Origin of the sequence: Paenibacillus sp. USHLN196, assembly GCF_037144955.1 — a bacterium.
In the GTDB taxonomy this organism is placed as follows: domain Bacteria; phylum Bacillota; class Bacilli; order Paenibacillales; family Paenibacillaceae; genus Paenibacillus; species Paenibacillus xylanexedens_C.
Genome location: NZ_JBBCYH010000006.1, coordinates 352222 through 375800, shown reverse-complemented (window position 1 = coordinate 375800; position 23579 = coordinate 352222). Strand labels below are relative to the sequence as shown.

The 23579-nt window shown below is 48.1% G+C and carries 19 protein-coding genes; 13 read left to right on the top strand and 6 right to left on the bottom strand.

The window, feature by feature from the left end:
* Positions 1-29 precede the first annotated feature (29 nt).
* The 3 genes from WFI24_RS17345 to WFI24_RS17335 are packed head-to-tail and all read left to right on the top strand — an operon-like array spanning position 30 to position 4173.
* Positions 30-572 carry a MarR family winged helix-turn-helix transcriptional regulator gene (locus WFI24_RS17345; protein WP_145324714.1) on the top strand — a complete coding sequence of 181 codons (543 nt, stop codon included), beginning with the start codon at positions 30-32 and terminating at the stop codon, positions 570-572.
* Entirely contained in the window at positions 569-2296 is a 1728-nt protein-coding gene (locus WFI24_RS17340; protein WP_336762751.1) for an ABC transporter ATP-binding protein, read from the top strand. The genes WFI24_RS17345 and WFI24_RS17340 overlap by 4 nt, the downstream gene beginning before the upstream one ends.
* Complete coding sequence (locus WFI24_RS17335) at positions 2293-4173, top strand: ABC transporter ATP-binding protein (protein ID WP_336762749.1); 1881 nt, start codon at positions 2293-2295, stop codon at positions 4171-4173. The genes WFI24_RS17340 and WFI24_RS17335 overlap by 4 nt, the downstream gene beginning before the upstream one ends.
* Before the next feature lie 103 nt (positions 4174-4276).
* Here WFI24_RS17335 and WFI24_RS17330 read toward each other — a convergent pair whose 3' ends face one another.
* Entirely contained in the window at positions 4277-4867 is a 591-nt protein-coding gene (locus tag WFI24_RS17330) for a hypothetical protein (RefSeq protein ID WP_336762747.1), read from the bottom strand.
* A gap of 510 nt (positions 4868-5377) precedes the next feature.
* Here WFI24_RS17330 and WFI24_RS17325 point away from each other — a divergent pair.
* Positions 5378-6274 carry a diacylglycerol/lipid kinase family protein gene (locus WFI24_RS17325; protein ID WP_336762746.1) on the top strand — a complete coding sequence of 299 codons (897 nt, stop codon included), beginning with the start codon at positions 5378-5380 and terminating at the stop codon, positions 6272-6274.
* A 40-nt stretch (positions 6275-6314) separates the two neighbouring features.
* On the opposite strand, the gene WFI24_RS17320 is transcribed toward WFI24_RS17325, so the two are convergent.
* The gene (locus tag WFI24_RS17320) at positions 6315-6905 is read right to left on the bottom strand and encodes a GNAT family N-acetyltransferase (protein ID WP_336762745.1); all 591 of its coding nucleotides are present in this window, start codon (positions 6903-6905) and stop codon (positions 6315-6317) included.
* A gap of 157 nt (positions 6906-7062) precedes the next feature.
* Between WFI24_RS17320 and pdxR the strand changes: the two genes are divergently transcribed.
* Positions 7063-8526 (top strand): MocR-like pyridoxine biosynthesis transcription factor PdxR, encoded by a 1464-nt coding sequence (gene pdxR / locus WFI24_RS17315; RefSeq protein ID WP_336762743.1) that lies wholly within the window; start codon positions 7063-7065, stop codon positions 8524-8526.
* A gap of 2 nt (positions 8527-8528) precedes the next feature.
* On the opposite strand, the gene WFI24_RS17310 is transcribed toward pdxR, so the two are convergent.
* A complete protein-coding gene (locus WFI24_RS17310) occupies positions 8529-9161 on the bottom strand; it encodes a TetR/AcrR family transcriptional regulator (protein ID WP_145324701.1) in 633 nt (210 codons plus the stop codon).
* A gap of 178 nt (positions 9162-9339) precedes the next feature.
* On the opposite strand from WFI24_RS17310, the gene WFI24_RS17305 reads away from it, so the two are divergent.
* Together WFI24_RS17305 and WFI24_RS17300 are read left to right on the top strand one after the other, a co-directional pair.
* Complete coding sequence (locus WFI24_RS17305; RefSeq protein WP_336762741.1) at positions 9340-11571, top strand: MMPL family transporter; 2232 nt, start codon at positions 9340-9342, stop codon at positions 11569-11571.
* Positions 11572-11839: 268 nt separating this feature from the next.
* Positions 11840-12793 (top strand): nucleoside hydrolase, encoded by a 954-nt coding sequence (locus tag WFI24_RS17300; RefSeq protein WP_017691781.1) that lies wholly within the window; start codon positions 11840-11842, stop codon positions 12791-12793.
* 222 nt (positions 12794-13015) lie between these two features.
* Here the strand turns inward: WFI24_RS17300 and WFI24_RS17295 are convergent, their stop codons facing one another.
* From WFI24_RS17295 to WFI24_RS17285, 3 genes are all read right to left on the bottom strand, one after another.
* Complete coding sequence (locus WFI24_RS17295; RefSeq protein WP_336762739.1) at positions 13016-14734, bottom strand: methyl-accepting chemotaxis protein; 1719 nt, start codon at positions 14732-14734, stop codon at positions 13016-13018.
* Positions 14735-14938: 204 nt separating this feature from the next.
* A complete protein-coding gene (locus WFI24_RS17290; RefSeq protein ID WP_336762737.1) occupies positions 14939-15685 on the bottom strand; it encodes a DUF3105 domain-containing protein in 747 nt (248 codons plus the stop codon).
* Positions 15686-16139: 454 nt separating this feature from the next.
* Positions 16140-17063, bottom strand: a complete 924-nt coding sequence (locus WFI24_RS17285) for a zinc ribbon domain-containing protein (protein ID WP_336762735.1) — start codon at positions 17061-17063, stop codon at positions 16140-16142.
* A 375-nt stretch (positions 17064-17438) separates the two neighbouring features.
* Here WFI24_RS17285 and WFI24_RS17280 point away from each other — a divergent pair, with 375 nt between their 5' ends.
* The 6 genes from WFI24_RS17280 to WFI24_RS17255 all read left to right on the top strand — a co-directional run bounded on the left by WFI24_RS17280 (position 17439) and on the right by WFI24_RS17255 (position 23541).
* Positions 17439-17783: a Na-translocating system protein MpsC family protein gene (locus WFI24_RS17280; protein WP_017691786.1), complete on the top strand. Its 345-nt coding sequence runs from the start codon at positions 17439-17441 to the stop codon at positions 17781-17783.
* Positions 17784-18247: 464 nt separating this feature from the next.
* Positions 18248-19318 (top strand): ABC transporter substrate-binding protein, encoded by a 1071-nt coding sequence (locus WFI24_RS17275; RefSeq protein ID WP_336762925.1) that lies wholly within the window; start codon positions 18248-18250, stop codon positions 19316-19318.
* Positions 19319-19626: 308 nt separating this feature from the next.
* Entirely contained in the window at positions 19627-20565 is a 939-nt protein-coding gene (locus WFI24_RS17270) for a nucleoside hydrolase (protein WP_336762732.1), read from the top strand.
* A gap of 279 nt (positions 20566-20844) precedes the next feature.
* Complete coding sequence (locus WFI24_RS17265; RefSeq protein ID WP_036612869.1) at positions 20845-21666, top strand: ABC transporter permease; 822 nt, start codon at positions 20845-20847, stop codon at positions 21664-21666.
* Positions 21667-21672: 6 nt separating this feature from the next.
* The gene (locus tag WFI24_RS17260) at positions 21673-22464 is read left to right on the top strand and encodes an ABC transporter permease (RefSeq protein ID WP_145324685.1); all 792 of its coding nucleotides are present in this window, start codon (positions 21673-21675) and stop codon (positions 22462-22464) included.
* Between the two features lie 18 nt (positions 22465-22482).
* Complete coding sequence (locus WFI24_RS17255; RefSeq protein WP_145324683.1) at positions 22483-23541, top strand: ABC transporter ATP-binding protein; 1059 nt, start codon at positions 22483-22485, stop codon at positions 23539-23541.
* Positions 23542-23579: the final 38 nt, after the last annotated feature.

The following is a 23579-nucleotide window of genomic DNA, read 5'->3' as shown; positions in this document are numbered from 1 at the left end:
AATGATAAAGAAACAAGGAGGGACCCATTATGACTGGTATAGATCCAGTCGCTCAGAAGCTTTTATACTCCATCATGCAGTTCAACAAAGGCAAATGGAGGCAACATAAACCTCATGGGCGCAATCACAATGAAATTATGGTTCTGGGTTGTTTGCTCCATGGGATGCATCCGGGAGAACAATTGAACTGGCAGGACAATCCGCCTAATTTCAATGACACCATCCAGTCCAATCATCCCGGGATGAAAGTATCCGAGATTAGTGCTTTACTACGAGTGAAGTCACCCACCATTACACCGGTTATTCGGGGTCTTGAAGATGAGGGGTTGGTCAAGCGGACAATGGACCCGGAGGATCGACGCGCTGTCCGCATCACGATTACTGAAGCAGGCCGTGAAATCATTCGGGCTGCTCATGAAGAGCGCATGGAGATATTCAACAAACTCGTTAAACACCTGGGAGAAGAAGACAGCACTCAGCTGGCTGAGCTATTGACGAAGGTATACACCTTTTTCGATACACTGCCCTCCCTGCAAAAGGATGATTCGACACAAGGAGATGATACGCCATGATGAAACTGTTTCGCATGTTGAAGCCTTACAAAGTACCCATTATCTTCATTCTGGGTCTGATCATGTTACAGTCTTTGGCTGAACTGTACCTGCCTACGTTAATGGCGGACATCGTGAATCACGGCATTATTAAAGGAGACATCCCGTACATCTGGCAGATTGGCGGTTGGATGCTGGTCATTGCGATTGCTGGAACAGCATGTTCGGTGATTGCCAGTTACCTCTCATCCCGCACAGCGGGTGGGTTTGCCAAACAACTGCGTAGCAGAGTATTCCGCCACGTGGAGAACTTTTCGCTGCAGGAGTTCGATAAGATGGGAACAGCTTCACTGATTACACGTACGACGAATGATATTACACAGGTGCAGAACGTACTTACAATGATGCTGCGCATGATGATTATGGCTCCGCTTATGTGTATCGGGGGTATCTTCATGGCGGTATCCCAGGATGCCAAATTATCTACCATCTTCCTGGTTGTGCTTCCTGTGTTGGGTGGCGCCATTGCGTTGATTGGGGCCAAAGGTTTACCTTTGTTCAAAACCATTCAGAAAAAACTGGACCGTCTCAACTTGGTTCTTCGTGAACAGTTAACAGGAATTCGCGTGGTTCGTTCATTTAATCGCGGGAAACATGAGCGTGCCCGTTTTAATGGAGCCAATTCAGATCTGAGAGATGTGTCCATTAAAGTAAATGTGCTTATGGCGACTTTGATGCCTGTCATGATGCTTGTGATGAACTTCTCCATGATCGCCATCCTGTACTTTGGAGGACAACGGATCGACAGCGGAAATATGGATATTGGCTCACTGATTGCATTTATTCAGTACGCCATGCAGATTATGTTCTCCCTCATTATGGTTTCCATTATTTTTGTCATGATCCCGAGAGCATCCGCTTCGGCAGAACGGATCAACGAAGTGCTTGATATGCAACCTGATCTTAGCAATCCAGACCAGCCTCATGCCATGAAAGCACTGCAAGGTACAATTGAGTTCGATAATGTGACTTTCCGTTACCCAGGTGCGGAGAATCCTGCATTATCCAACATTTCATTCACAGCTCGCCCAGGTGAGACCACAGCGATTATCGGGGGTACCGGTTCAGGAAAATCCACATTGCTCAGCCTCATTCCGCGTTTCTATGATGTAACGGAGGGCAGTGTGCGAGTAAATGGAACGGATGTGCGTGATCTTCGTCAGGAGGATTTGCGCGGGAAAATTGGTTTTGTACCGCAAAAGGCAGTTCTCTTCACCGGAACGATTACAGAAAATATCCGTCACGGTAAAGATGATGCCACGATGGAAGAGATTGTTCATGCAGCTCGGACGGCGCAGGCGGAGAATTTCATCTCCGAGATGAAAGACGGATATGACAGCCTCATCTCTCAAGGGGGTAGTAATGTGTCTGGTGGGCAAAAACAGCGTTTGTCCATCGCTCGCGCACTCGTTCGTCGTCCGGAAGTCTATATCTTTGACGACAGTTTCTCGGCCCTTGATTTCAAAACAGATTCCCGTCTTCGTGCTGCACTGAAATCTGAAACGACAGAGGCGGCTGTGCTCATCGTGGCTCAGCGTGTAAGTACAGTTATGGATGCAGATCGCATTCTGGTCATGGATGAAGGACGAATTGTCGGTTCAGGAACACATAAAGAGCTGCTGGAGCACAATGAAGTGTATCGCGAGATTGTATCCTCCCAGCTGACTGAGGAGGAGATCGCATGAGTGAACGTACAGAGAAACACAAGGCACCCCGTGCTTCTGGCGGACCGGGACCTGGTCCCGGAATGGGCATGCGACCTCCCGCCGAGAAAGCGAAAGATTTCAAAGGCACACTGCGTCGCTTAATTCAATATCTTCAGCCTCACCGTTATCGACTGTTGGGTGTGCTGATTGCAGCTATTCTAAGTACCGTATTTAGCATCATCAGTCCGAAGGTCATGGCGGAAGGTACAGATATTCTCAGTCAAGGCGCGATTGCCATCCTTCAGGGTGTGCAGGGAGCAGGGATTGATTTTCCGGCATTGATCAAAGTGTTGTACCTGCTTGTCGGGCTCTATCTGTTCAGTGCGGCATTTATGTATCTACAACAATACCTGATGGCCGGTGTGGCCCAACGGGTTGTATATGACATGCGTGAGCAGATTAGCGAGAAGGTAGGACGGTTGCCACTGAAGTATTTTGATTCCCGCACCCATGGGGAGACTCTCAGCCGTGCCACGAATGACGTGGACAACATTAGTAATACGCTTCAGCAAAGTTTGGCGCAATTCATTACGTCCGTAGTAACCATTGTCGGTGTAATTATCATGATGCTGACGATTAGTCCGTGGATGACCCTGATCACCATTTTGACGCTGCCACTCAGTGTGGTTGTGGTTATGCTGGTTGCATCCCGTTCGCAAAAACACTTTGCGGGTCAACAGAAATCGCTTGGTGAATTGAATGGTCATGTCGAAGAGATGTACACAGGGCACAAAGTCGTCAAAGCATTTGGACGCGAAGAAGAATCGGTACAGCAATTCGAGAAGGTTAATGAGGAGTTGTATGAATCCGGCTGGAAAGCCCAGTTTATCTCGGGTATCATTATGCCGCTCATGAGCTTTGTTGGTAACCTGGGTTATGTACTGATCTGTGTGGTCGGGGGGATCTTCGTTACACGTGGAGCCATCTCCATCGGGGATATTTTGGCCTTCACACAGTACTCCCGTCAATTCACACAACCGATTAACCAGATCGCGAACATCTCCAATATCATCCAATCGACGATTGCTTCAGCAGAGCGGGTATTCGAGTTGCTGGATGAAGAGGAAGAAGTTCCGGAGTCCAAACAACCCGTGCAACTACAGCAGCCTAAAGGCGCAGTTGCGTTCCAAGGTGTTAATTTTGGATATAAAGAGAATGAGCTGCTCATTCGCAACATGAACATTGATGTGAAACCAGGGCAGACGGTAGCTATTGTTGGACCAACAGGTGCCGGTAAAACAACCCTGATCAACCTATTGATGCGTTTCTACGAAATTCAGGATGGTCAGATTACGATTGATGGTGTCAATATTCAGGATATGGAACGCGGTAAGCTGCGAAGCCTGTTCGGAATGGTGCTTCAGGATACCTGGTTGTTCAACGGAACGATTCGTGACAATATCGCTTATGGACGAGAAGGCGCAACGGAAGAGGACGTCTTCAAGGCGGCTGATGCAGCCCATGCGGACCACTTCATTCGTACACTGCCTGATGGATATGATACGGTGCTGAATGAAGAGGCATCGAACATTTCCCAAGGACAGAAGCAGTTGCTTACGATTGCGAGAGCAATTCTGGCGAACCCGGCGATTCTGATTCTGGATGAAGCGACGAGTAGCGTTGATACACGGACTGAAGTATTTATTCAGAAAGCGATGAATGATCTGATGAAGGATCGCACGAGCTTTGTCATTGCACACCGGTTGTCCACCATTCGCGGCGCCGATCTGATCCTGGTGATGGATCATGGTAACGTGATTGAACAAGGCAATCATGATGAACTGATGGCAAGTCAGGGCTTCTATGCGGATCTGTACAACAGTCAGTTTACGGAGCAACAGCCGCAGGCGATTTGATCCCTAGATTGAAATTAACAAGAATAGCCGGGAGTACCCTCTAAGGGTTCCCGGCTATTTGTCATGTATTTTGAGCATCGTCGCTATGATATGCAGTATTTAATTACTCCTCATGGGACTCTTTAGCAGATACATCTGCGGCATTACTGGAAAGTGACTTCACTTCCACCTTAGTATCATCGGTAGCTTCCTCCAGTGCAGATGGAGCAGGCTCACCCGGGATCAACTCGCGCTGCTCAATCATGCGTTTGACGACTTCATAGCAGTCATCGACATGTTTGTTACCTACATAGCGCATGGCTGTGAAGCTGAGTGCGGCAGCCAGCCCTTGTCCTGCAAATGGAACAAATTTGGCGACCGATTTGGTGGCAACGCGTATCCCGACTCTTTTCAGAACCTGTACGACCAACTCCTTGGTTACCATGCGGCCAATGACTTTACTACCGATGGACATCACGAATCCATAGATCATGGATTTGGTCTCGGGGTCCATTCCGTCCAGCTGTTTTTGCGATAATCCGAATTTATTGTTAATGGCAGGCAACAGCTGCATCAGCATCCCCACATCAGCCAGTACGTCTGTACCGGGCAGTGGAACGAGTGTTGTACCTGCGGAAGCAGTAGCTCTTTTGCGAACCATGGTGCGGCATTCCTTGCGAACTTGCTCCAATTGTTCCAACGTTGCCGGAATCATAGGGAATCCCTCCATTCGTATATGGTATAGATATAACCGTTTTGACTCGTTTTGAATGGGTTCTCACCAGCAAAATTTGCGGCCTTATGACATAAGGTGTGGAGAAACCATTTTTCTCATGCATACATTCTGGTTAAAAAAGGAATTGGTTAGTTAGATAAACGGGTTATCTATTTAAGTTTAATTATACATTCACACGAGAACGTAGAGGACAGAAATAACCTGAAGAAGCGAAGCGTTCGCCTTTATCACCAGATTTTCACCTTTGTAAAAGTAAATCAGAAAAATCTGGGGATAACAGCGATCGGAAGGTTATTCTGTCATCGGAGTGGCAAGTGTGAATATTCTTTAGTTGAACTTATATAGCTATTACGAATGAATGACGATTAGGATGCATACCTGAGTGGGGAACCTATTCTGGATCATGATGAGTACTTGGCGAAAGGCTTGTTTACGGCTTCAACCTTTGTGGGTAAAGGTTAACAAGCATCGGAATGGAGGAAGAGAAGGATGGAGTTTAACAAAGCGTTGTTAATTCATCATCATCATTCGGGCAAGGCCAATCGTGAGAATACCGTTGGTCTTGTAGCTGGCGTGCTGGCTCCCGCTGTCCACGAACTCGTTATTGTGCGTACGGATGAACCGGGTGAAGGAGAGAAGTTGTGCCTTGAACGCGGTGAACAATTCGATGTGGTGTTTATCCTGGGCGGGGATGGTACGGTGCATGAATGCGTGAATGGACTGGCAGATCTGCAACATCCTCCGTTGATTGGCATATTACCTGGGGGCACCTGTAATGACTTTGCGCGTTCGCTCGGTATTTCACCGGATGCAGAGACGGCGGCACAAGAAATACTGGCGGGTCGTGCGGTGTCCATTGATATTGGACGCGCGAATGATCGGGTGTTCACGAACTTTTTTGGCATAGGCTTAATCAGTGATGCATCGCAGAATATTAATGAGAATCTGAAAGGCGCGTTGGGGAAGCTCAGTTACTTCATCAGCACGTTACAGACGATTAGTCATACAGAGCCGTTTCCTTATCAACTGGAGGCGGATGGGAAAGAGATGGAGGGCGAAGCTGTGATGATTTATGCAGCCAATGGCCGTTTCCTGGGAACCAATGCATTACCTTTTGCACCGGATGCGTTGCAGGATGGTGAGCTGGACGTGCTCATTATTCATGAGACAGGCATTCCGCTGCTGCGAGAGATACTATCGCACAAGCCGGAAGGAGAATGGAAACCTCAGAATGGAAGTATCTCCTACTTCAAGGCATCTACGCTCAAATTGAAGACGGATGAACTGATGTCAGCCGATATGGATGGCGAGTTATACATGAAGACACCCGCCGAGCTATCGGTACTGACGGGTCATTTGAAGTTTCTAACCGGGGAAGGGTACTAAATTCCCCGGTTTTTTGGTTTGATTTTGGCAGGTTGGGAACTTAATTATTCCCTGCCTGATCATCCATATGACGTTGCCGGAACTCATCTTCCAGTAAGCTCATCTGTATGGAATCATGATATTGGTGATTGTAGTACAAAGCGTCCCGCTTCACACCCTCGCGTTGAAATCCGAGTTTCTCATACGTGCGAATGGCTCGCTCGTTGAAGGCGTAAACCTCAAGCTCGACTCGATGCAGGTTACAGATGCCGAAGCCGTAGTCCAGCATAAGCAGCAATGCTTCGCTGCCGTAGCCTTTGCCTTGATGCTCCGCCTGATCGATGGCAATCCGTATGTGTGCACTGCGATTCTTGGCATGCATGTCCATCAGGACGACATCTCCAATGATCTGATCATTTTCCTGTAAAGCAATAAGCAACATGAGTCTGGAGTCATCCTGAGCGGCGTTTTCAACATAACGTTCAACCTGAGTGCGAGTGAAACTGTTCTGTGTTCCCGTCAGCCTGCGCATCTCGGTGTCAAACAAACCAGGGAAATAAACATCCACATCTGTAATCTCGAAAGGACGCAGGTATATGCGCTGCGTTTCTAGCAGACGGGGGATACGTTGGGATGATTTTGGTTGGGGCATATTGTTTCCTCCTATAGTTCAAAGCGGGACAGATTGAGTTTGCCCTGCCTCTTCGAGTGGCGTTACATAATGATGATGACATGAGTATATCTCAATACTGTATACTTCCAAATATACAGTTTTAATTCTTTTTACAGGACAGATGAGGTGCAGCAGTGTGATTCAATTGCCAAAGTTGGATGAGAACGATAGTGCGCCAATCTATGTACAGCTCTCGGATCATATCAAAAGGGAAATCATTCACGGGGCATTGGCTGAGCATAGCCGATTGCCTTCGGTGCGAAAGCTTGCCGAGATGCTTGGGGTAAGCACCACTCCTGTGGAGTGGGCCTATCAACAGTTGATCGCCGAAGGATATGTATACAGTCAGCCACGACGCGGCTATCGTGTTCGTGCCTTGGTAGACAGCTATCATGCCATGCAGATCGGGAAGACAGACCCACAGACAGCCGGGAAAGCTCCCGAGGCTCGAACGACATGGTCAGAACAGCAGGCCATACGCCCTGCTAGAGAAGTACAATATGATTTTCATATGTCACGCAATGATTTCAGCCTGTTCCCACTTGCCAAGTGGCACCAATATGTTAATCGGGTATGGCGGGAAGAAGCGGAGGAGCTATTGTTCTATGGGGACCCTCAGGGAGAATGGGGGCTACGATGTGAAATTGCTGTCTATCTTGCGCAGTTCAGGGGAGTCAGCTGTTCTCCAGAGCAGATTGTTGTGGGTGCTGAACAGCATCTGCTAATGTCTCTATTAGCACAGACCCTGCTTCACAAGGGAGGATCAATGCATTCCATCGGTGTAGAGAATCCTGGATACCGACTGTTACCTGGCACATTCCGCAATTATGGTTATCAGGTTGTCCCGATCTCTCTGGAACCTGATGGCATAAACTTGACGGAGCTGGAACAGGCCGGGGTGAAATTGGCGGGTGTGTCGCCCTCTCACCAATTTCCACTAGGTGTGACCATGCCGATTACCCGCAGATTGGCGTTGCTGGATTGGGCGGAACGAACAAAGGCATATATCATCGAGGACGATTACGATGGGGAGTTCCGCTATTATGGGAGGCCAATCCCTTCCATGCAGGGGCTGCGCGAAGGAAGCCGCGTGATCTATATGGGTGGGTTCTCGCAGGTCCTCGCACCTGCTCTTTGTATACACTACATGGTACTTCCGAGAGAATTAATGGATGATTTTCGCGAAATGTACAAGTCCATTCTGTTCGAACAATCAGCTTCCCGGCTCCATCAGCGAACATTGGAGATGTTCATGCGTGAAGGGGAACTGGGCAAGCATATCCGTAAAATGCGTAATGTCTACAAACGAAAACATGACCTGATCGTTCAGGCCATTCAGCTGCATTTCGGGGATCGAACTGAAATACAGGGTCAGCACTCGGGATTTCATCTGGTGCTGCGGATTGCATCCCAGCAAACAGCTAACGAATTGGTTTCTTTAGCGATGAATGCAGGCATACAGATCAGTTCAACAGAATATTTGTGGGCAAACGGGAGCGGACCAGTAGATGGCAAAAGAGAGTTCATTATCGGTTTTGCCGGAATAGAACCGGAACGCATTGACCCGGGTATTGCCGCATTGGCTAAAATCTGGAGCTAGCATCAGCATTCGTTCCGCCTAACAGCTCCATCCAGAAACAGGGCAACAAGTTCCTGTGCAAGTTCTTCTATGCTGCCGCCATTCATGTTGCGCACATCTTCGCGGTTCGCGAGCATCAGCAGTGAAGTAAATGCATGGGCAAGCAGCATGGGACTTGCGGCCCGGAAATAACCGTTGTCCATCTCCTTCTGAAAATGGGTGGCTAGTACTTCAAAGATGCGAACCTCTGCTTCCCGAATCTGAGCGAGTTGCTCCGGGTCCAGATGTTTCTCGGCTTCTCGCATCATGGTCTCCGTTTCAATATGGGAGAGCTGCATCTTCGCTTCGGCAACCTTAACCAGACGTTCTTGCAATGGACCGGGTTCATCCAGACGAAGAGAAGTCTGCTGCATGCCCATCGCCATCATGCGGGTAATGGCAACGGTGAACAGCTCGGCTTTGCTGGAGAAGTGGTAATAGATCGATGCTTTGGTCACATTACATAACGAAGCGATCTGCTGAAGAGAGACGGGTTCATACCCGTATTCCATAAACAGACGTGATGCGGTCATCAATATGTTGGTTTGGACAGATGCTTGATCCACACCTGCTTTGGGTCTACCCGGTGAACGGGGAATGTTTGTTTTTTTGCTCATAGGTACATACCTCTTTACGTATTTAATTGCTTGTCAGACGTGTTCACAAAATTAGGCATTGCAAAATTAACCTTCCGGTATATATAATTAACTCGATTATACTATGACCCATGGTTCATTACTACACCATCATATATATTAGGGCTTCATAGAAACAGAATAGGGAGATGAAGAGACAATGCAGGAAGATTCGGGTTACGGCCGCTGGGTAGCCGGCAAACGAAGCAAATGGATTACGCTGTTGGTATGGATCATTATCGCCGTTGTACTTGGCATGGTATGGCCTGCTGTAGGTGATCGTGAAACCAATAACGCACAGGATCTGAGTGAATCCAAACCATCGGTTCAGGCAGCTGCACTTGCCGAGAAGGAATTCCCTGGTGGTGAAGGACTGCCCGCACTGATCGTATGGCGTCAAGCCGGCGGTCTGACGGATGAGCAGATTGAGAACATTCAGGCATTAACGGAGCGACTGGATCAAGATCCGGTAGAACAACAGCAGTCCGTTGTGCCACTCTATCAATTGCCACCACAGGCATTGAAAGGCCAGCTTTCGGAAGACGGAAGTACCTTGGTTATGCCACTTTTCTTCAATGAAGGTGCCGATTCGGAACAATTGAAGGAAGCTATTGAAGCACTTGAGCAAAAAACACAAGACATCTTCGGGGCAAACCCGTTCGATGTAGCCATAGATGATACCAATACACTGATTGCCCGTGTAACAGGGCCTGTAGGAATATCCATTGATGCGAGCGGACTGTTCTCCTCCGCCGATGTATCCTTGCTGATCGCTACGGTTGTACTGGTATTAGTACTGTTGCTGTTGATCTATCGCTCGCCGGTATTGGCAATTATCCCGATTATTGCGGTTGGATTCGCGTATATGGTGACAAGCCCCATTCTCGGATTCATGGCGGATCAAGGCTGGATTACGGTAGACGCACAGTCGATCTCGATCATGACGGTATTGTTATTCGGAGCAGGTACGGATTACTGTCTGTTCATGATCTCCAGATACCGCCAAATTCTCTATCATGAGCCGGACAAAAAGAAAGCCATCTTCCAGGCAATCACCGGATCATCTGGCGCTATTGCCATGAGTGGATTCACGGTCGTTGCAGCACTGCTCGTGCTGTTGTTGGCTGAATACGGTGCATATCATCGCTTTGCCGTACCATTCAGTCTGTCCATCTTTATTATGTTTATTGCAAGTCTGACGCTGGTTCCGGCGCTCCTTGCGATCTTCGGTCGGGGTTCATTCTATCCATTCGTACCGCGTACACATGAGATGGAAGTGGAACGTGCGAAGAAAAAAGGCAAACCGGCCCCCGCTCCACGCAAAATCAAGGAAAGCTGGATTGGCCGTGTTGTAGTAACGAAGCCATGGACCGTTCTTGCAATTACGTTGGTATTGCTAGGTGGACTGGCTGTATTCTCTACTCAGGTTAAATTCACCTATGATCTGTTGTCTTCCTTCCCGGAGGATGTGCCTTCCCGCGAAGGTTTCACGGTCATTGGTGAACAGTTCTCCCAAGGTGAGCTGGCTCCAGTGAAAGTGATCGTTGATGCCGAAGGCAAAGAAACTGATCTGAAGCAGCGTCTCGAATCGCTGGATTACATTAGCAAAGTAGGCGATGCCCAGCAGGGCGCCGAGAATGCCAACATTACCGCCTTTGATGTGGAATTCAATCTGAATCCATATTCCATGGAAGCAATGCAGCATATCCCGGATTTGCGGGCTACTGCCGAACAGGCGCTTCAAGATGCTGGTGTAGCTAATGTGGACAGTCAGGTCTGGATCGATGGTCAGACGGCTGAACAGTATGACATTGAAGTGACGGGAGAACGCGATGCCAAGATCATTATTCCGGTAGTCATTGGCATGATTACATTGTTACTACTGTTGTACTTGCGTTCAATCGTAGCCACAGCGTACCTGATCGCGACAGTCGTTCTATCGTACTTCTCTGCATTGGGTCTGGGGTGGATCATCATTCACTACGGACTTGGCGCAGATGCCATTCAGGGAGCGATTCCGCTGTATTCCTTCGTATTCCTCGTGGCACTGGGTGAAGACTACAACATCTTCATGATCTCTAGCATCTGGCAGAAACGCAAAACGATGCCGCTTCGTCAAGCGATTAGAGAAGGTGTTGGCGAGACAAGTTCGGTTATTACATCTGCAGGTCTGATCTTGGCAGGAACATTTGCGGTACTTGCTACATTGCCAATTCAGGTGTTGGTGCAGTTTGGTATAATCACAGCCGTTGGTGTGATGTTGGATACCTTCCTGGTTCGTCCGTTCATGGTACCGGCTATCACCACATTGCTGGGGAAATGGGCCTTCTGGCCAGGCAAGTATGTGCCGATTGCCGAAAAGAATGAGGAGAAACAGAACCAGTCTATGTAATGCATGGATGGGGTGAGATGGACGGCGGGGCTTCAAGCCTGCTGTCCATTTCTTTATTTTTATAACAATGAGAGTAGAGCTGTGTCTCCTCCTGAGATGGAATGGTGGAACTGTAAAATATCCGCAGGATGAGGCGTGATCCTTGTTTTCTTCGCATGGGGAAGGTTTACGTAGCCAAGGGTTATGGGACATAATAGAGAGAGCGTCGGCCTTGGGCAGACGGATGATCAACATCAATGGGACAACCAGGGGAAGGATGAAAGCAAGCATGACGAACCAACTTAATGTGTATTTTAACCATGACGGCGGCGTGGATGACCTCGTATCGCTGTTCATGCTTCTGCAAATGGACAATGTACATGTAACCGGCGTATCGGTCATTCCGGCAGACGGATATCTGGAGCCAGCAACAGATGCCAGCCGTAAAATTATCGATCGTTTCGGTACATATTCCGTAGAGGTATCCAAATCCAACTCCAGAGGGAAAAATCCATTTCCTGCGGCGTGGAGACTGCATTCCTTTTATGTAGATGCACTTCCTGTACTGAACGAGTCCGGCAAAATGGAAGCACCACTCTCTGCCGTTCCGGCTCATCAGCATCTGATCGAGAAAGTACGCAATACCGAAGGCAAAACGCTGCTTCTGTTCACAGGCCCACTGACGGACCTTGCGCGTGCACTCGACGAAGCACCAGACATTGAAGAGAAAATCGACAAGCTGGTATGGATGGGTGGCACATTCGAGCGTGGTAACGTAGAAGAGCCAGAGCATGACGGCACAGCTGAATGGAACGTATTCTGGGACCCGGAAGCGGCTTATCGTGTGTGGCAGAGCGGCATCCAGATCGATCTGGTTGCACTGGAAAGCACGAACAAAGTACCTCTGACTCCAGCCGTTCGTAACCGCTGGGCAGCAGAGCGCCGCTTCGAAGGCGTTGATTTCCTGGGGAACTGTTACGCAGGATGTCCGCCACTGGTGTACAGTGAGACGAATTCCACATACTATCTGTGGGATGTGCTGACAACGGCTTCCGTTGGACGCGAGGACATCGTGAAGAAGAAAACCGTGAACTGTATTGTCATCCCGGATGGTCCTAGTCAGGGCCGCACGGTGGAGCAAGCAGACGGACGTCCAGTACAACTGGTGTATGATACCGATCCGGAAGCGTTCTTTACGTACATGACGGATTTGGGTAAAAAAGCTGCTCCGCAGCGCTATTAATTCAGGCAGCCTTAGGGCGCCAACATTAAAGGTACAAAAATAAAGCCGCAGGCAGTGGTCTGGATATGGGGTTGAACCCCATGATCCCGTCCCTGCCGTGCGGCTTTTTGGTTGTGGGCTGATTTATATAGGTTGATAACAGCAATCGGAAGGTTGTTCTGTCATCGAAGTGGTAAGTGTGAATATTCTTTAGTTCAATCTATATGGTAATCTAGCTGCCCGCTATATTATAAATCGACCAATCAACCCGTTCAGCTCACTGGACAATACCCGCAGAGATTCGGCAGATGCACTCATTTCATCCATGGATTGCAGCTGGCTACCGGTAGCGTGCGATACCTTCTGGATGCTCGAAGAGGATTCACGCGAGATATGTTCCATGTCCTCCACAGAAGCGGACACTTCTTCTGCACTGGCAGACAGCTGCTCGGATGCTGCAGATACTTCATGCAGCCGTTCATTCATCGTTTCAATCCCGGTATGAATGGAGGTGAACGAACGGCCTGCCTCCTGAACGACAGCAAGACCAGACTGTACGGCAGATGTGCTGGCTGACATATGTTCCGACAACAAGGCAGTCTGGCGTGTCATCTCGGTGATCAATTCGGTTACATGCTGGGACGATTGCTCCGATTCCCCTGCAAGCTTGCGAACTTCGGAGGCAACTACAGCAAATCCGCTGCCATACTCTCCTGCACGAGCCGCTTCAATACTTGCATTAAGCGCAAGCAGATTGGTCTGTGAAGCAATACCTTTCATCAGGTGTGCCACCGATTCGATTTTACCCGAGTACTGCTCCAGCTGGGAGGTGGAGGCCACCATCTGCACATTTGCCTGATGAATTTTGTCCATACTTTCAATGGCTGTGTTGATGTTGGCTTGACCTTGAACTGCGTTATTGGTTGTTTCCTGTGAGACATCCGCGACCATGGAGGAAGAATTCGCAATATGCTGCATGCTGCGTGTAATCTCTTCCATGGCTACCGTAACTTCGCCCGCACGAGCCACTTGCTCGGCAGCGCCACTGGCCGTATGATTCGTATGCTCGGCAATACGCTGACTGGCTTCTGCAGTCGCCTGCGAATGTTTGGATACTCCTTCTGCAGCTTGTAACAGAGAATCGGAGCTTTGACGGATGCCCGTCATGACATCCCGGGTACCTGTGACCAGATGTTTGAACTCGGAAGCGAGCTGTCCCACTTCGTCCTTGCGGCTAAGTTCAACGTTGACCGTCAGATCACCTTTTCCGACTTGGGCAATCAATTTCTTGAGTTTCACCAATGGACGGGTTAAGTAGTGGGCGAATCCATACACCAACAAGACACTGAGCAGCACAATAGCCAAGGCTGTCCAGATCATGGTCATACGGTTGCGGGACATCAGTTCATAGACCGCAGTGGAGTCCAGATCTGCACCGACCAGGCCCAGCACATTTCCGTCAGCCCCTTGGATCGGCACATACGCTGTAATGGTGGCTCCATATTCATCCTGTGTGAGTTCGCCTCGCATAGGTTCATTCTGTTCAAAAGCCTGAAGCATTCCGTCATAATGCGTCTCTTCTTCGGAGCCGTAAGGGGAGAAGTCATCCTCTGCCACATCGGCAGCAGCCCCATCCACTACATAGAAATATGTATTTGTTCCATTTTCTTCGCGTGTACCGAGTGTGTACAGATACTTGAGTCCATTGGCCTCACGCAGCTGGCTGAGCTGCTCACGCAATGTGCCGTAATACGCTGTTTCATCCTGCCCTGTACTGAGTGGTGCGTACAGAGAGGTGTCAATTAATGCTGCTGCCCGTTCAGCCACAGCCTGTGCCTGCATCCCCATGGATTGCTCGACCAGCTGGGCCGATGAACGGTACATGGTAATGCCCAGAACCGCACCTGCGGCCAGCATCAGACAGGAAAAAAATAAAAAGATTCGCATAAACAAACTATTCATTGGTAAAAGTGCTCCCCCTTGATCTGTTGGATGAATCATCTCGTTTTCTCTTTACTTTGGTGCTGTACGTTCTTCTTTGTTTCGTATGTATATGTATTTCAATGTTCGCATTTCTACTCTTGAAATATCGGCATCCAGGCGATAAAGAATTAGCTCCCGGATCAATTTGATTCGGGAGCTAATTTCGTTTGAAACGATAAGTCGTTACATCGTTCCTCCGCCTTGGCGAATGGAGGCAGGAATCTTTTCAGGTCCCTGATTAATATATTTATGGATAAAAGAACCCACTTTGGCATCATCGAATTGGTCGAGCTTCATCGTTTTGGTCCATGCCGTCACGACGACTTCACTGCCTTCGGGAATATCCTTGTTGGGGACAGCCAGAATACCTGCTCCAGCTTCGCGGAATTTGGCAAGGTATTTCAGATGTTCTTTCAAATCCTCGCTTGCGTTCTCACGATAATAGATAATGATATCCCCATGCTCCAGATTGTGAACAAGGTAATTATAGCCAGGGAAGTCGGTGTAAAATCCAAACTTGATATCATGCGGGTTATGCGGACCTGATGTTGGGATTGTCATTTCATACTGGATTGGTTCCTCTGTATGGTCTGCCCCATAATATTTATCATCGGTCACATCGATGGTCGCGTTGGACGCCAGATCGGCCACATCATATTTTGTCCCTGCACCTTGTAGGAAGAAAAGGCCAAACGTAATAATCGACACAGCCATCAATGCATGTGCAACCAGCCGAAGGGAACGACTTTTCTTCTGGATGTCGGCCCGTTCTTTCTTTTTCATGTGACTCAGGATCTTGCCTTGTGTGCGTGATGCCCAGATATAGGCGGCGATGGAGAACAGCAACACGATTGCACCAACGATAAGCCATAGATAGGATGTACCTGCCTCGTGCTCCATTTGCATATGATTCATATGAGTCATGTCCATAGAGAGTTCCTCTGCTTTCTTTGTAAAATGGGATCATTACACTACACAATGTAGTGTGAGTGGCAATGGTGAACCTTCTCATTACGTAACGGGAGTTGCTAGATTCATGTTATTACGTAAATAAGAACATACCTGTTGCACTACACATTATAGTGCATGATACATACCCAGCGCAATGCTGCCTTAGAAAACCAAAAAAGACGTTCCCCGAGTGAGCAGGGAGCGCCTTAATATAAATCAAAAGAGTCAGGAAAATTTATATCTATTGGAATAATCATTTACACGAAAACGTAGAGGACAGAAAGAACCTGAAGAAGCGGAGCGTTTGCCTTTATCGCCAGATTTTCACTTTGCAAAAAGTGAATTAAAAAAAATCTGGAGATAACAGCGATCGGAAGGTTGTTCTGTCATCGAAGTAACAATTGTAAATAATCTTTAGTTCAATTTATATAATTCACAGACGACCAAACGGTGAAAGCATTAGGCCAATCAGCCCAATAACAATCTCACCCAACAATCGATACAGAATAAAGAACACGACCACATTGGCGATCAACACGCTGTACATGCTATCGATGGCTGCTTGGGTGCGATTCAGTGGATATTGGAACAGCACCGAGTTCAGAGCAACAAAGATAATGATATACGAGACAGCAAGCAATGAGATCGCGATGGAATACGAGATGATAATAAACAGATTCGCCAGAACAAGGGATACGACAGCAGGAACAAGCAATGTACCGAACTGGGCAACCAGTGTTTTGGGACGGAAGGTTATTTTTTCAATCTTCAGAATAGCGTACATCAGTGCAATCGAGGCAATCAGGATAATGGCGGTGAACAACAGCGGCCTTAAAAATCCACCAATGAACAAGCCGTCCATGCCTATGCGACTAAAGGTAATTAAGAAGTATGTAGAAGATAAGACTGCAATCAGCGCCATCGTCAGCCATCCGTTAATTGAATGCTGGTCACCAACAGTTTTCATCGTTTGATAGGGACGGGCCAATACGCTGAGAAAATAGGATAGATACTGTTTACTTACTTCTTTGGCTTGCTGAACTTTCTCATTCTGCACGATATTATTCCATTGATTGGAGCTGTTGTCTCCTGCTGAAGCATGGTCATTGGTGTTTGCTGATTCTGTTGAGTGTTGCTTCTGAGTTGAGACGGATGGTGTGTTGGATGGAGCGGGTGCCTGGGAAGATGTGGCCTGCGTACTGGACCAACGGGTGTATTTGGGTTCGGAAGAAGCAGCAGGTTCCGGATTCGGTACAGAAGTGGGCGAAGAGGTTGTTTGCGTTTGCGTTAGATTAGAGCCGCACCTCTCGCAAAAATGGGCATCTCCATTTTCATGATTACATACTGGGCATTTCATGGTATAAGCCTCCAATTTCTAGAAAATAAAAACATGTAAACATTGTGTCTCATTTTAACGGTTGATGACGAAGTTTGTCTATGTTTCGCAGGAATTAATACCGCTATAGGGAAAGTTGAAACGAAGACTCGAATCCTGTGTATTAAAACGGAGTTTAGAAGTAACAATAGTATAGGACTGACCTGCAGGCATATTAATGTAAACTTCACTGTGGTACAAGACGAATTGTTTTCGGCAGTTAATGCCTCATCGTTCGCTTTTATGTGTTATTATCATGTTAACTATATCTTTTGGGTTGCCTATGATCGTATATTTATGTATAATCAATCGTGTTAACACGTCGAATGTACGGTAGTAAGAGATGTGGGTGAGTTCATGGAACTACTGGACAGCAATGAGAGCAAGAAGAAGATGTGCCAGTATTATAACGAAATTTCGAAGGAACTGTTCGGATTTGGCACCACTCTCCTGAGAGTGACCATTGACCAGAATATTGTTACCTTCTACGCGAAGCACCGACGTTCACCGCGCTCTGACGCCCTGGAAGGGGAGGCCCCCGGCTTAAAGCTGGAAGTGGACTTCCGCATGTCTGTTTTATATAAGAAGAAATTCCGGGAGAAGCTCGAGCAACACATGGGTTTGCCAATTGAAGCTATATTGCGGGATTATGATGCGTCCACTCAGTGGGCGATCACAAATGTGATCCTGGAACAGGCCTAGGATGGATCGGCAGGATTGATTCTTGTTGATGCTTACGGGGGTTGTTAACCGGATTCATGATCAGGTTCCGTACAATTTCATATGATGGCGTCTGTCTTTGGATTGATTCTGAAGCAGAAACCGATGATGTACCGGCAGCGGGTGTCGCTTTCCTTTGTTTACGAAGAAAAGTGTTCTTGTTTATACAAGAGCGCTTTTCTTTTTGTTTTTTAAGTCGAACTATACACACTCAACTAACGTAATTTACACGGGCACTCGATGACAGAACAACCTTCCGATCGCTGTTATCCCCAGATTTTTTGATCCTTTAAAAGGTGAAATCCGGTGATAAAGGCGCACGCTTCGCTTCTTCAGGTTATTTCTGTCCTCTCCGTTATGTGTAAATGCTTAGCAGAGCATGTAAGCTAGTTCAACTTAATGGTTGGGTTGTTAAATCACACATATCAGGGGGAATAAGGATCATGATGAAAAAGTGGATTAGCGGTTTGGCAGCAGTGGCAATGACATCGGTATTACTTGCAGGTTGTGGCAGCAGTACAGAGGATGCAACAGGCGGATCAGGCAGTGGGGGAACAGCAGCTAACAAATTGGTTATCTCCACTTGGGGCTTCTCGGAAGATTTCTTCAATGAATCAGTATTTGGTCCCTTTGAAAAAGAACATAATATAGACATCGTGCTCGAAGTCGGCAATAACGCTGAACGTCTGAACAAAATTCGTCAAGGTACATCAAATGTCGATGTCATCTACCTGTCTGACTACTATGCGCAACAAGGTATCGATGAAGGTTTGTTTGAGAAAATCGATCGTTCCAAAATCCCAAATGTAAATGACATTTATGATATTGCCAAAGCACCACTTGGTGAAGATTATGGCCCGGCCTACACGGTTGGACAGCTCGGAATCGCTTATAACCCTGACCTCGTTTCCAAAGAAGTGACTTCATGGAGTGACCTGTGGGACCCGGCGTTCGAGGGGAACCTGACCATCCCGAATATTACGGCAACGGCAGGCCCGATGGTTGTGGATGCAGCTTCCCGTGTAGCCGGAAACGATACGTTTAATGAAGATGCGGCATTTGCTGAACTGAAAAAACTGAGCGGCAATGTGGTGAAATTCTATAGCCAAACGTCCGAATTCGTGAACATGTTCTCCCAAGAAGAGATTGCTGGCGGACCGATCATGGAAATGTATTTCAAAGACCTGAAAGCAGCCGTGCCTAATGCGAAGTTTGTTACACCTAGCGAAGGTGCATATGCAGTGATGAACACGATCAATGTCGTGAAGGGTAGCAAAAACAAAGAGCTGGCTGAAGAGTTCATCAACTGGCAGCTCAGCCAAGATGTACAAGCGAAATCTGCTAAAGCCAAAGTCGATTCCCCGGTAAACACGAAGGTTGAACTGACTGCTGAAGAAGCAGAAGGTGTAACATATGGCGCTGAAGTTGTTGAGAAGCTGAACAAGCTGGATATGGAATTCGTGAATCAACAGGTTAAAGGCTGGACAGATCGCTGGAACCGTGAGATTGCACAATAAACAACCGAATTTCTTAAAAGTTATCTTTGATCTATATAGGTTCAACTAAACTTTTTACACGAGAACGGAGAGGACAGAAATAATGTGAAGAAGCGAAGCGTTCGCCTAAAAGCTTTCTGACAGAAAGCTGCTTCGGAAGCATACGCTATCCCCGGATTTCCCCTTTGAAGAAGGGAATGAAAAAAATCTGGGGATAACAGCGATCGGAATGTTATTCTGTCATCGGAGTGGTAAGTGTAAATATTCTTTAGTTGAACTTATATCATTTGCAGCAAGCAACCATATCACCGCATAGGAGTTGAGAACGGATGAGTGAAGCGCAAAATCGCATCATTCTGGACGTGGACACGGGGATTGACGATGCACTGGCAATTTTGCTGGCCGTCAAAAGCCGGAAATTGGACATTCTCGGCATCACCACAGTCTGTGGGAACGTATCACTCCAGCAGGCAACAGAGAATACATGCAAAATTCTTGAACTCGCGGGTGCACCAACGATCCCGGTCATTGCCGGAGCAGTTGGACCCCTCACTCGCAAGTCGCATTATGAACACCGGGTACATGGACAGGACGGACTGGGCGGTGCACTGCCTGATCCGGCCGTGTCTAAGAAAGCCGAGGAAGGTTTTGCGCCAGACTTTATCGTGGAGCAAGCCAAGCAGTATCCGGGCGAACTGACATTAATCATGACCGCACCCTTAACGAACTTGGCCCTCGCGTTGATGAAGTGTCCTGAACTGCCTTCTTTATTGAAGGAAGTCATCTTCATGGGTGGTGTTGTTCGCGGACATGGCAATATTACACCGACTGCCGAGTACAACACCTACGCTGATCCGGAGGCAGCTCGCATCGTACTGCACGCAGGCATCGAGAAGCTTACTCAGGTCGGACTGGATGTGACGCGTCAAACATTGCTGAATGAAGCAACGATTGAGCGCCTCACAGATCCTGTAATACGTGCATACGTCGCTCAAAGCACAGAGATTTATATCAACCGTTATGAACAAATGAACGGCGTCCGCGCTTGTGCTTTACATGACCCACTAGCCGTGGGTGTAGCCCTTGCCCCGGAACTGGTAGGACGCAAATCGTATTACGTCGATGTCGAAACCGCCAGCCGCCTGTGCGATGGTCAGATGGTATGCGACTTCCAAAACCGTTTGGGTGAGCAACCCAACACGCTCGTCTGCGAAACTGTAGACGCGGAAGGCTTCCTTGAACTGTTTATCAACGCGTTAAACGCGTAGTTATGAACTTCACGGCATTGGAGTTCAGTCTAAAATCAACCCACCTAATTCGCTGGTAGTGTAGGGGACGAAATCGATTCTGAAGAAGCGAAGCGTTCGCCTTTATCCTTGGATTTTTCCTTCTACTAAGAAGGAGATCAAGAAAATCCAAGGATAACAGCGATCGTAAGAACGATTCGTAACCGGAACGGCTGGTGCGATAAACATGGACGTTTATTTTTGAAATGTGCGCCAGTGAAACGTGTGAATAAAACCATTTTACAAGTCAGGAGTATCGCGATGAAGAAATCAGTAATCTACTGGCTATTGCTGCCGGGATTCGTGTTTTTGGCGGCATTTATGATCATTCCGATTGTCCTGACGATCGGGTCGACGTTTTTCCAAGAAAACTCCTTCACGTTTGAAGGATACATGCATTTTTTCAGAGACCCATACTTTTTGAAAATATTGCTTACGACGCTGCAAGTTAGCGTGGTCACCACCATCGTCTGTGTGGTGCTCGGATTTCCGACAGCTTATTATATCTCGCAGAAAGCGCCCCGCCGCAAAGGCATTTTGCTGGCACTGGCGATATTCCCGCTGCTCACGAGCCCAGTCGTGCGCTCGTTCAGCTGGATGATTATCCTTGGACGCAAAGGGTTGATCAATAACACCCTTGTTGGCCTGGGCATCGTGGACAAGCCGCTGGATATTCTGTACACACCGGCAGCGATGATGATCGGTCTGACGCACCTGTTCCTGCCTTTGATGATTATCTCTCTGGTGGGCGTGCTGGAGAACATTGACGGTGACCTGCTCAAAGCAGCACAAAGTCTGGGTGCATCACGCATTACGGCATTCCGCCGGGTCGTGTTCCCACTGGCTGTGCCAGGACTTGTGATCGGAGCCGTGCTTGTCTTTGTCGGAAGCCTCACGGCGTATACCACACCTGCCCTCCTTGGAGGAAAACAGCGTGTAATTGCTACGTTCCTGTATCAGAACGCCATGACCCTCAACGACTGGTATCTGGCCTCGGTTGTTGCCGCGATTATGATTGTGATTACATTTGTCGTGGTCGGTGTCATGAATAAAATGGCCAAAACTTTAAATCCGAAGGGGTAGACACATATGCGGGAGAAACATATCGGGCTGGGCCTGTTCAGTCTGCTGGTCTTTATCTTTCTGCTGGGCCCGCTTCTGATCATATCGGTCACTTCGTTTGAACCGGGAACGGTACTCAAATTTCCGCCGGAAGGTTTCTCCTTCCGCTGGTACGAGAATATTTTCAACACAGGCGGTTTCCTCCGCACATTCCAGACGTCCATCATCATTTCCCTGCTGGGGAACCTGTTGGCACTGGTGCTCGGAGTTCCGGCTGCATATGCACTCAGTCGTTACGATTTCAAAGGCAAGTCTGTGCTGAACGCACTGTTCCTGTCCCCGGTACTGATTCCGGGAATCGTGCTTGGTTTTACATTGATGAAATACCTGATCGTAATCTACCATCTGCCGATGTATCTCGGGTTGTTGATCGGTCATACGATTATCATGCTTCCATTTATCATTCGGGTTATTGCATCGAGTCTGTCTAGCTTTGACTTTGCAGTGGAAGAAGCTGCGCTGAGTCTCGGCGCGGGACGCGTAAGAACGTTCTTCACGATCGTACTACCTAACATTCGTTCCGGTATTCTGGCGGCGGTGCTGATTGCCTTCCTGGAGTCCTTCAACAACGTGGACATCTCGGTGTTCATGACCGGACCAGGGGTAAGCACATTACCGATTCAGATGCTGACGTATGTCGAGAATTATTTTGACCCAACGATTGCAGCGATTTCCGTGCTGTTGATGGTACTCACCGGACTCTTAATGTTCGTGATCGAACGGATCATGGGCGGATTTTCATACTTTACTAAACGTTAATTGGAGGCGCAGAACGCTATGGCATTGCTGACATTAGACCACGTATCCGTGGCATACGATAAGCAGACAATCCTGAAGGATTTTCAGTTGGATCTGGAAAAAGGTAAGCTGCTCTCCCTGCTCGGACCGAGCGGTTGCGGCAAAACAACTACGCTGCGCCTCATCGCCGGATTCCTGGAAGCATCGCAGGGCAAGTTTATGTTCGGCGGCAAGGATTATACGAAGGTTCCAGCGAACAAGCGGAACTTCGGATTTGTATTTCAGAGTTATGCGTTATTCCCACATCTGTCTGTCTATGACAACGTGGCTTTTGGCCTGCGGATGCGCAAGGTGAAGGACAAGGATATCTCTTCCCGTGTGATGCGAATCCTGGAAGTCGTTAACCTGAATGGATTTGAGAAACGTTTTCCACAAGAACTGTCCGGTGGACAGCGTCAACGTGTGGCGATTGCCCGCGCATTGGTCATTGAACCTGACCTGCTCTTGTTCGACGAACCACTCAGTAACCTGGATGCCAACCTGCGACTCAACATGCGGGTGGAGATTCGCCGGATTCAGCAAGAGCTGGGCATTACAACACTGTATGTCTCTCATGATCAGGAAGAGTGTTTCTCGATCTCGGATCAGGTAGCGATTATGAACAAAGGTGTGGTTGAGCAGCTCGACCGCCCGGAAACCATTTTCAAATATCCCGCAACGGAATTTGTAGCACGATTCATCGGGTTCCATAATTTCATTGAATTCGCAGAGCGTAGTGATGCAGGTGAATTGATTACGCTGAGCGCAGGTGGACGTACGTTTACTGCAACGGCGCATCCCGGAACAGCACGTCCCGGTGCACGCAAAGGTGCAATTCGCCCGGATGATCTGATCGTTAGTGGAGATACCTCTGCGGATGTGGTGAATGCATTGCCGGGGATTATCAAAGTCAGTACGTATCTGGGACGCAGCTATCAGTATGTAATCGAGACGGAGCTAGGTGATTTCACAGCAAATCAGGAGATGGAAACACCGTACCTTAGTGGGCAGCGTGTTAGCCTGATTTTCCCACAGGACAAGCTTGTATTGGTAGAGTAGTCGTGAATGTAGGGAGTAGCTTGAAGAAATAAGAGCAG

Coding starts and splice junctions, on each gene's coding strand:
- WFI24_RS17345 (WP_145324714.1), top strand. CDS start 30: ATGACTGGTATAGATCCAGTCGCTCAGAAGCTTTTATACTCCATCATG.
- WFI24_RS17340 (WP_336762751.1), top strand. CDS start 569: ATGATGAAACTGTTTCGCATGTTGAAGCCTTACAAAGTACCCATTATC.
- WFI24_RS17335 (WP_336762749.1), top strand. CDS start 2,293: ATGAGTGAACGTACAGAGAAACACAAGGCACCCCGTGCTTCTGGCGGA.
- WFI24_RS17330 (WP_336762747.1), bottom strand. CDS start 4,867: ATGATTCCGGCAACGTTGGAACAATTGGAGCAAGTTCGCAAGGAATGC.
- WFI24_RS17325 (WP_336762746.1), top strand. CDS start 5,378: ATGGAGTTTAACAAAGCGTTGTTAATTCATCATCATCATTCGGGCAAG.
- WFI24_RS17320 (WP_336762745.1), bottom strand. CDS start 6,905: ATGCCCCAACCAAAATCATCCCAACGTATCCCCCGTCTGCTAGAAACG.
- WFI24_RS17310 (WP_145324701.1), bottom strand. CDS start 9,161: ATGAGCAAAAAAACAAACATTCCCCGTTCACCGGGTAGACCCAAAGCA.
- WFI24_RS17305 (WP_336762741.1), top strand. CDS start 9,340: ATGCAGGAAGATTCGGGTTACGGCCGCTGGGTAGCCGGCAAACGAAGC.
- WFI24_RS17300 (WP_017691781.1), top strand. CDS start 11,840: ATGACGAACCAACTTAATGTGTATTTTAACCATGACGGCGGCGTGGAT.
- WFI24_RS17295 (WP_336762739.1), bottom strand. CDS start 14,734: ATGAATAGTTTGTTTATGCGAATCTTTTTATTTTTTTCCTGTCTGATG.
- WFI24_RS17290 (WP_336762737.1), bottom strand. CDS start 15,685: ATGGACATGACTCATATGAATCATATGCAAATGGAGCACGAGGCAGGT.
- WFI24_RS17285 (WP_336762735.1), bottom strand. CDS start 17,063: ATGAAATGCCCAGTATGTAATCATGAAAATGGAGATGCCCATTTTTGC.
- WFI24_RS17280 (WP_017691786.1), top strand. CDS start 17,439: ATGGAACTACTGGACAGCAATGAGAGCAAGAAGAAGATGTGCCAGTAT.
- WFI24_RS17275 (WP_336762925.1), top strand. CDS start 18,248: ATGAAAAAGTGGATTAGCGGTTTGGCAGCAGTGGCAATGACATCGGTA.
- WFI24_RS17270 (WP_336762732.1), top strand. CDS start 19,627: ATGAGTGAAGCGCAAAATCGCATCATTCTGGACGTGGACACGGGGATT.
- WFI24_RS17265 (WP_036612869.1), top strand. CDS start 20,845: ATGAAGAAATCAGTAATCTACTGGCTATTGCTGCCGGGATTCGTGTTT.
- WFI24_RS17260 (WP_145324685.1), top strand. CDS start 21,673: ATGCGGGAGAAACATATCGGGCTGGGCCTGTTCAGTCTGCTGGTCTTT.
- WFI24_RS17255 (WP_145324683.1), top strand. CDS start 22,483: ATGGCATTGCTGACATTAGACCACGTATCCGTGGCATACGATAAGCAG.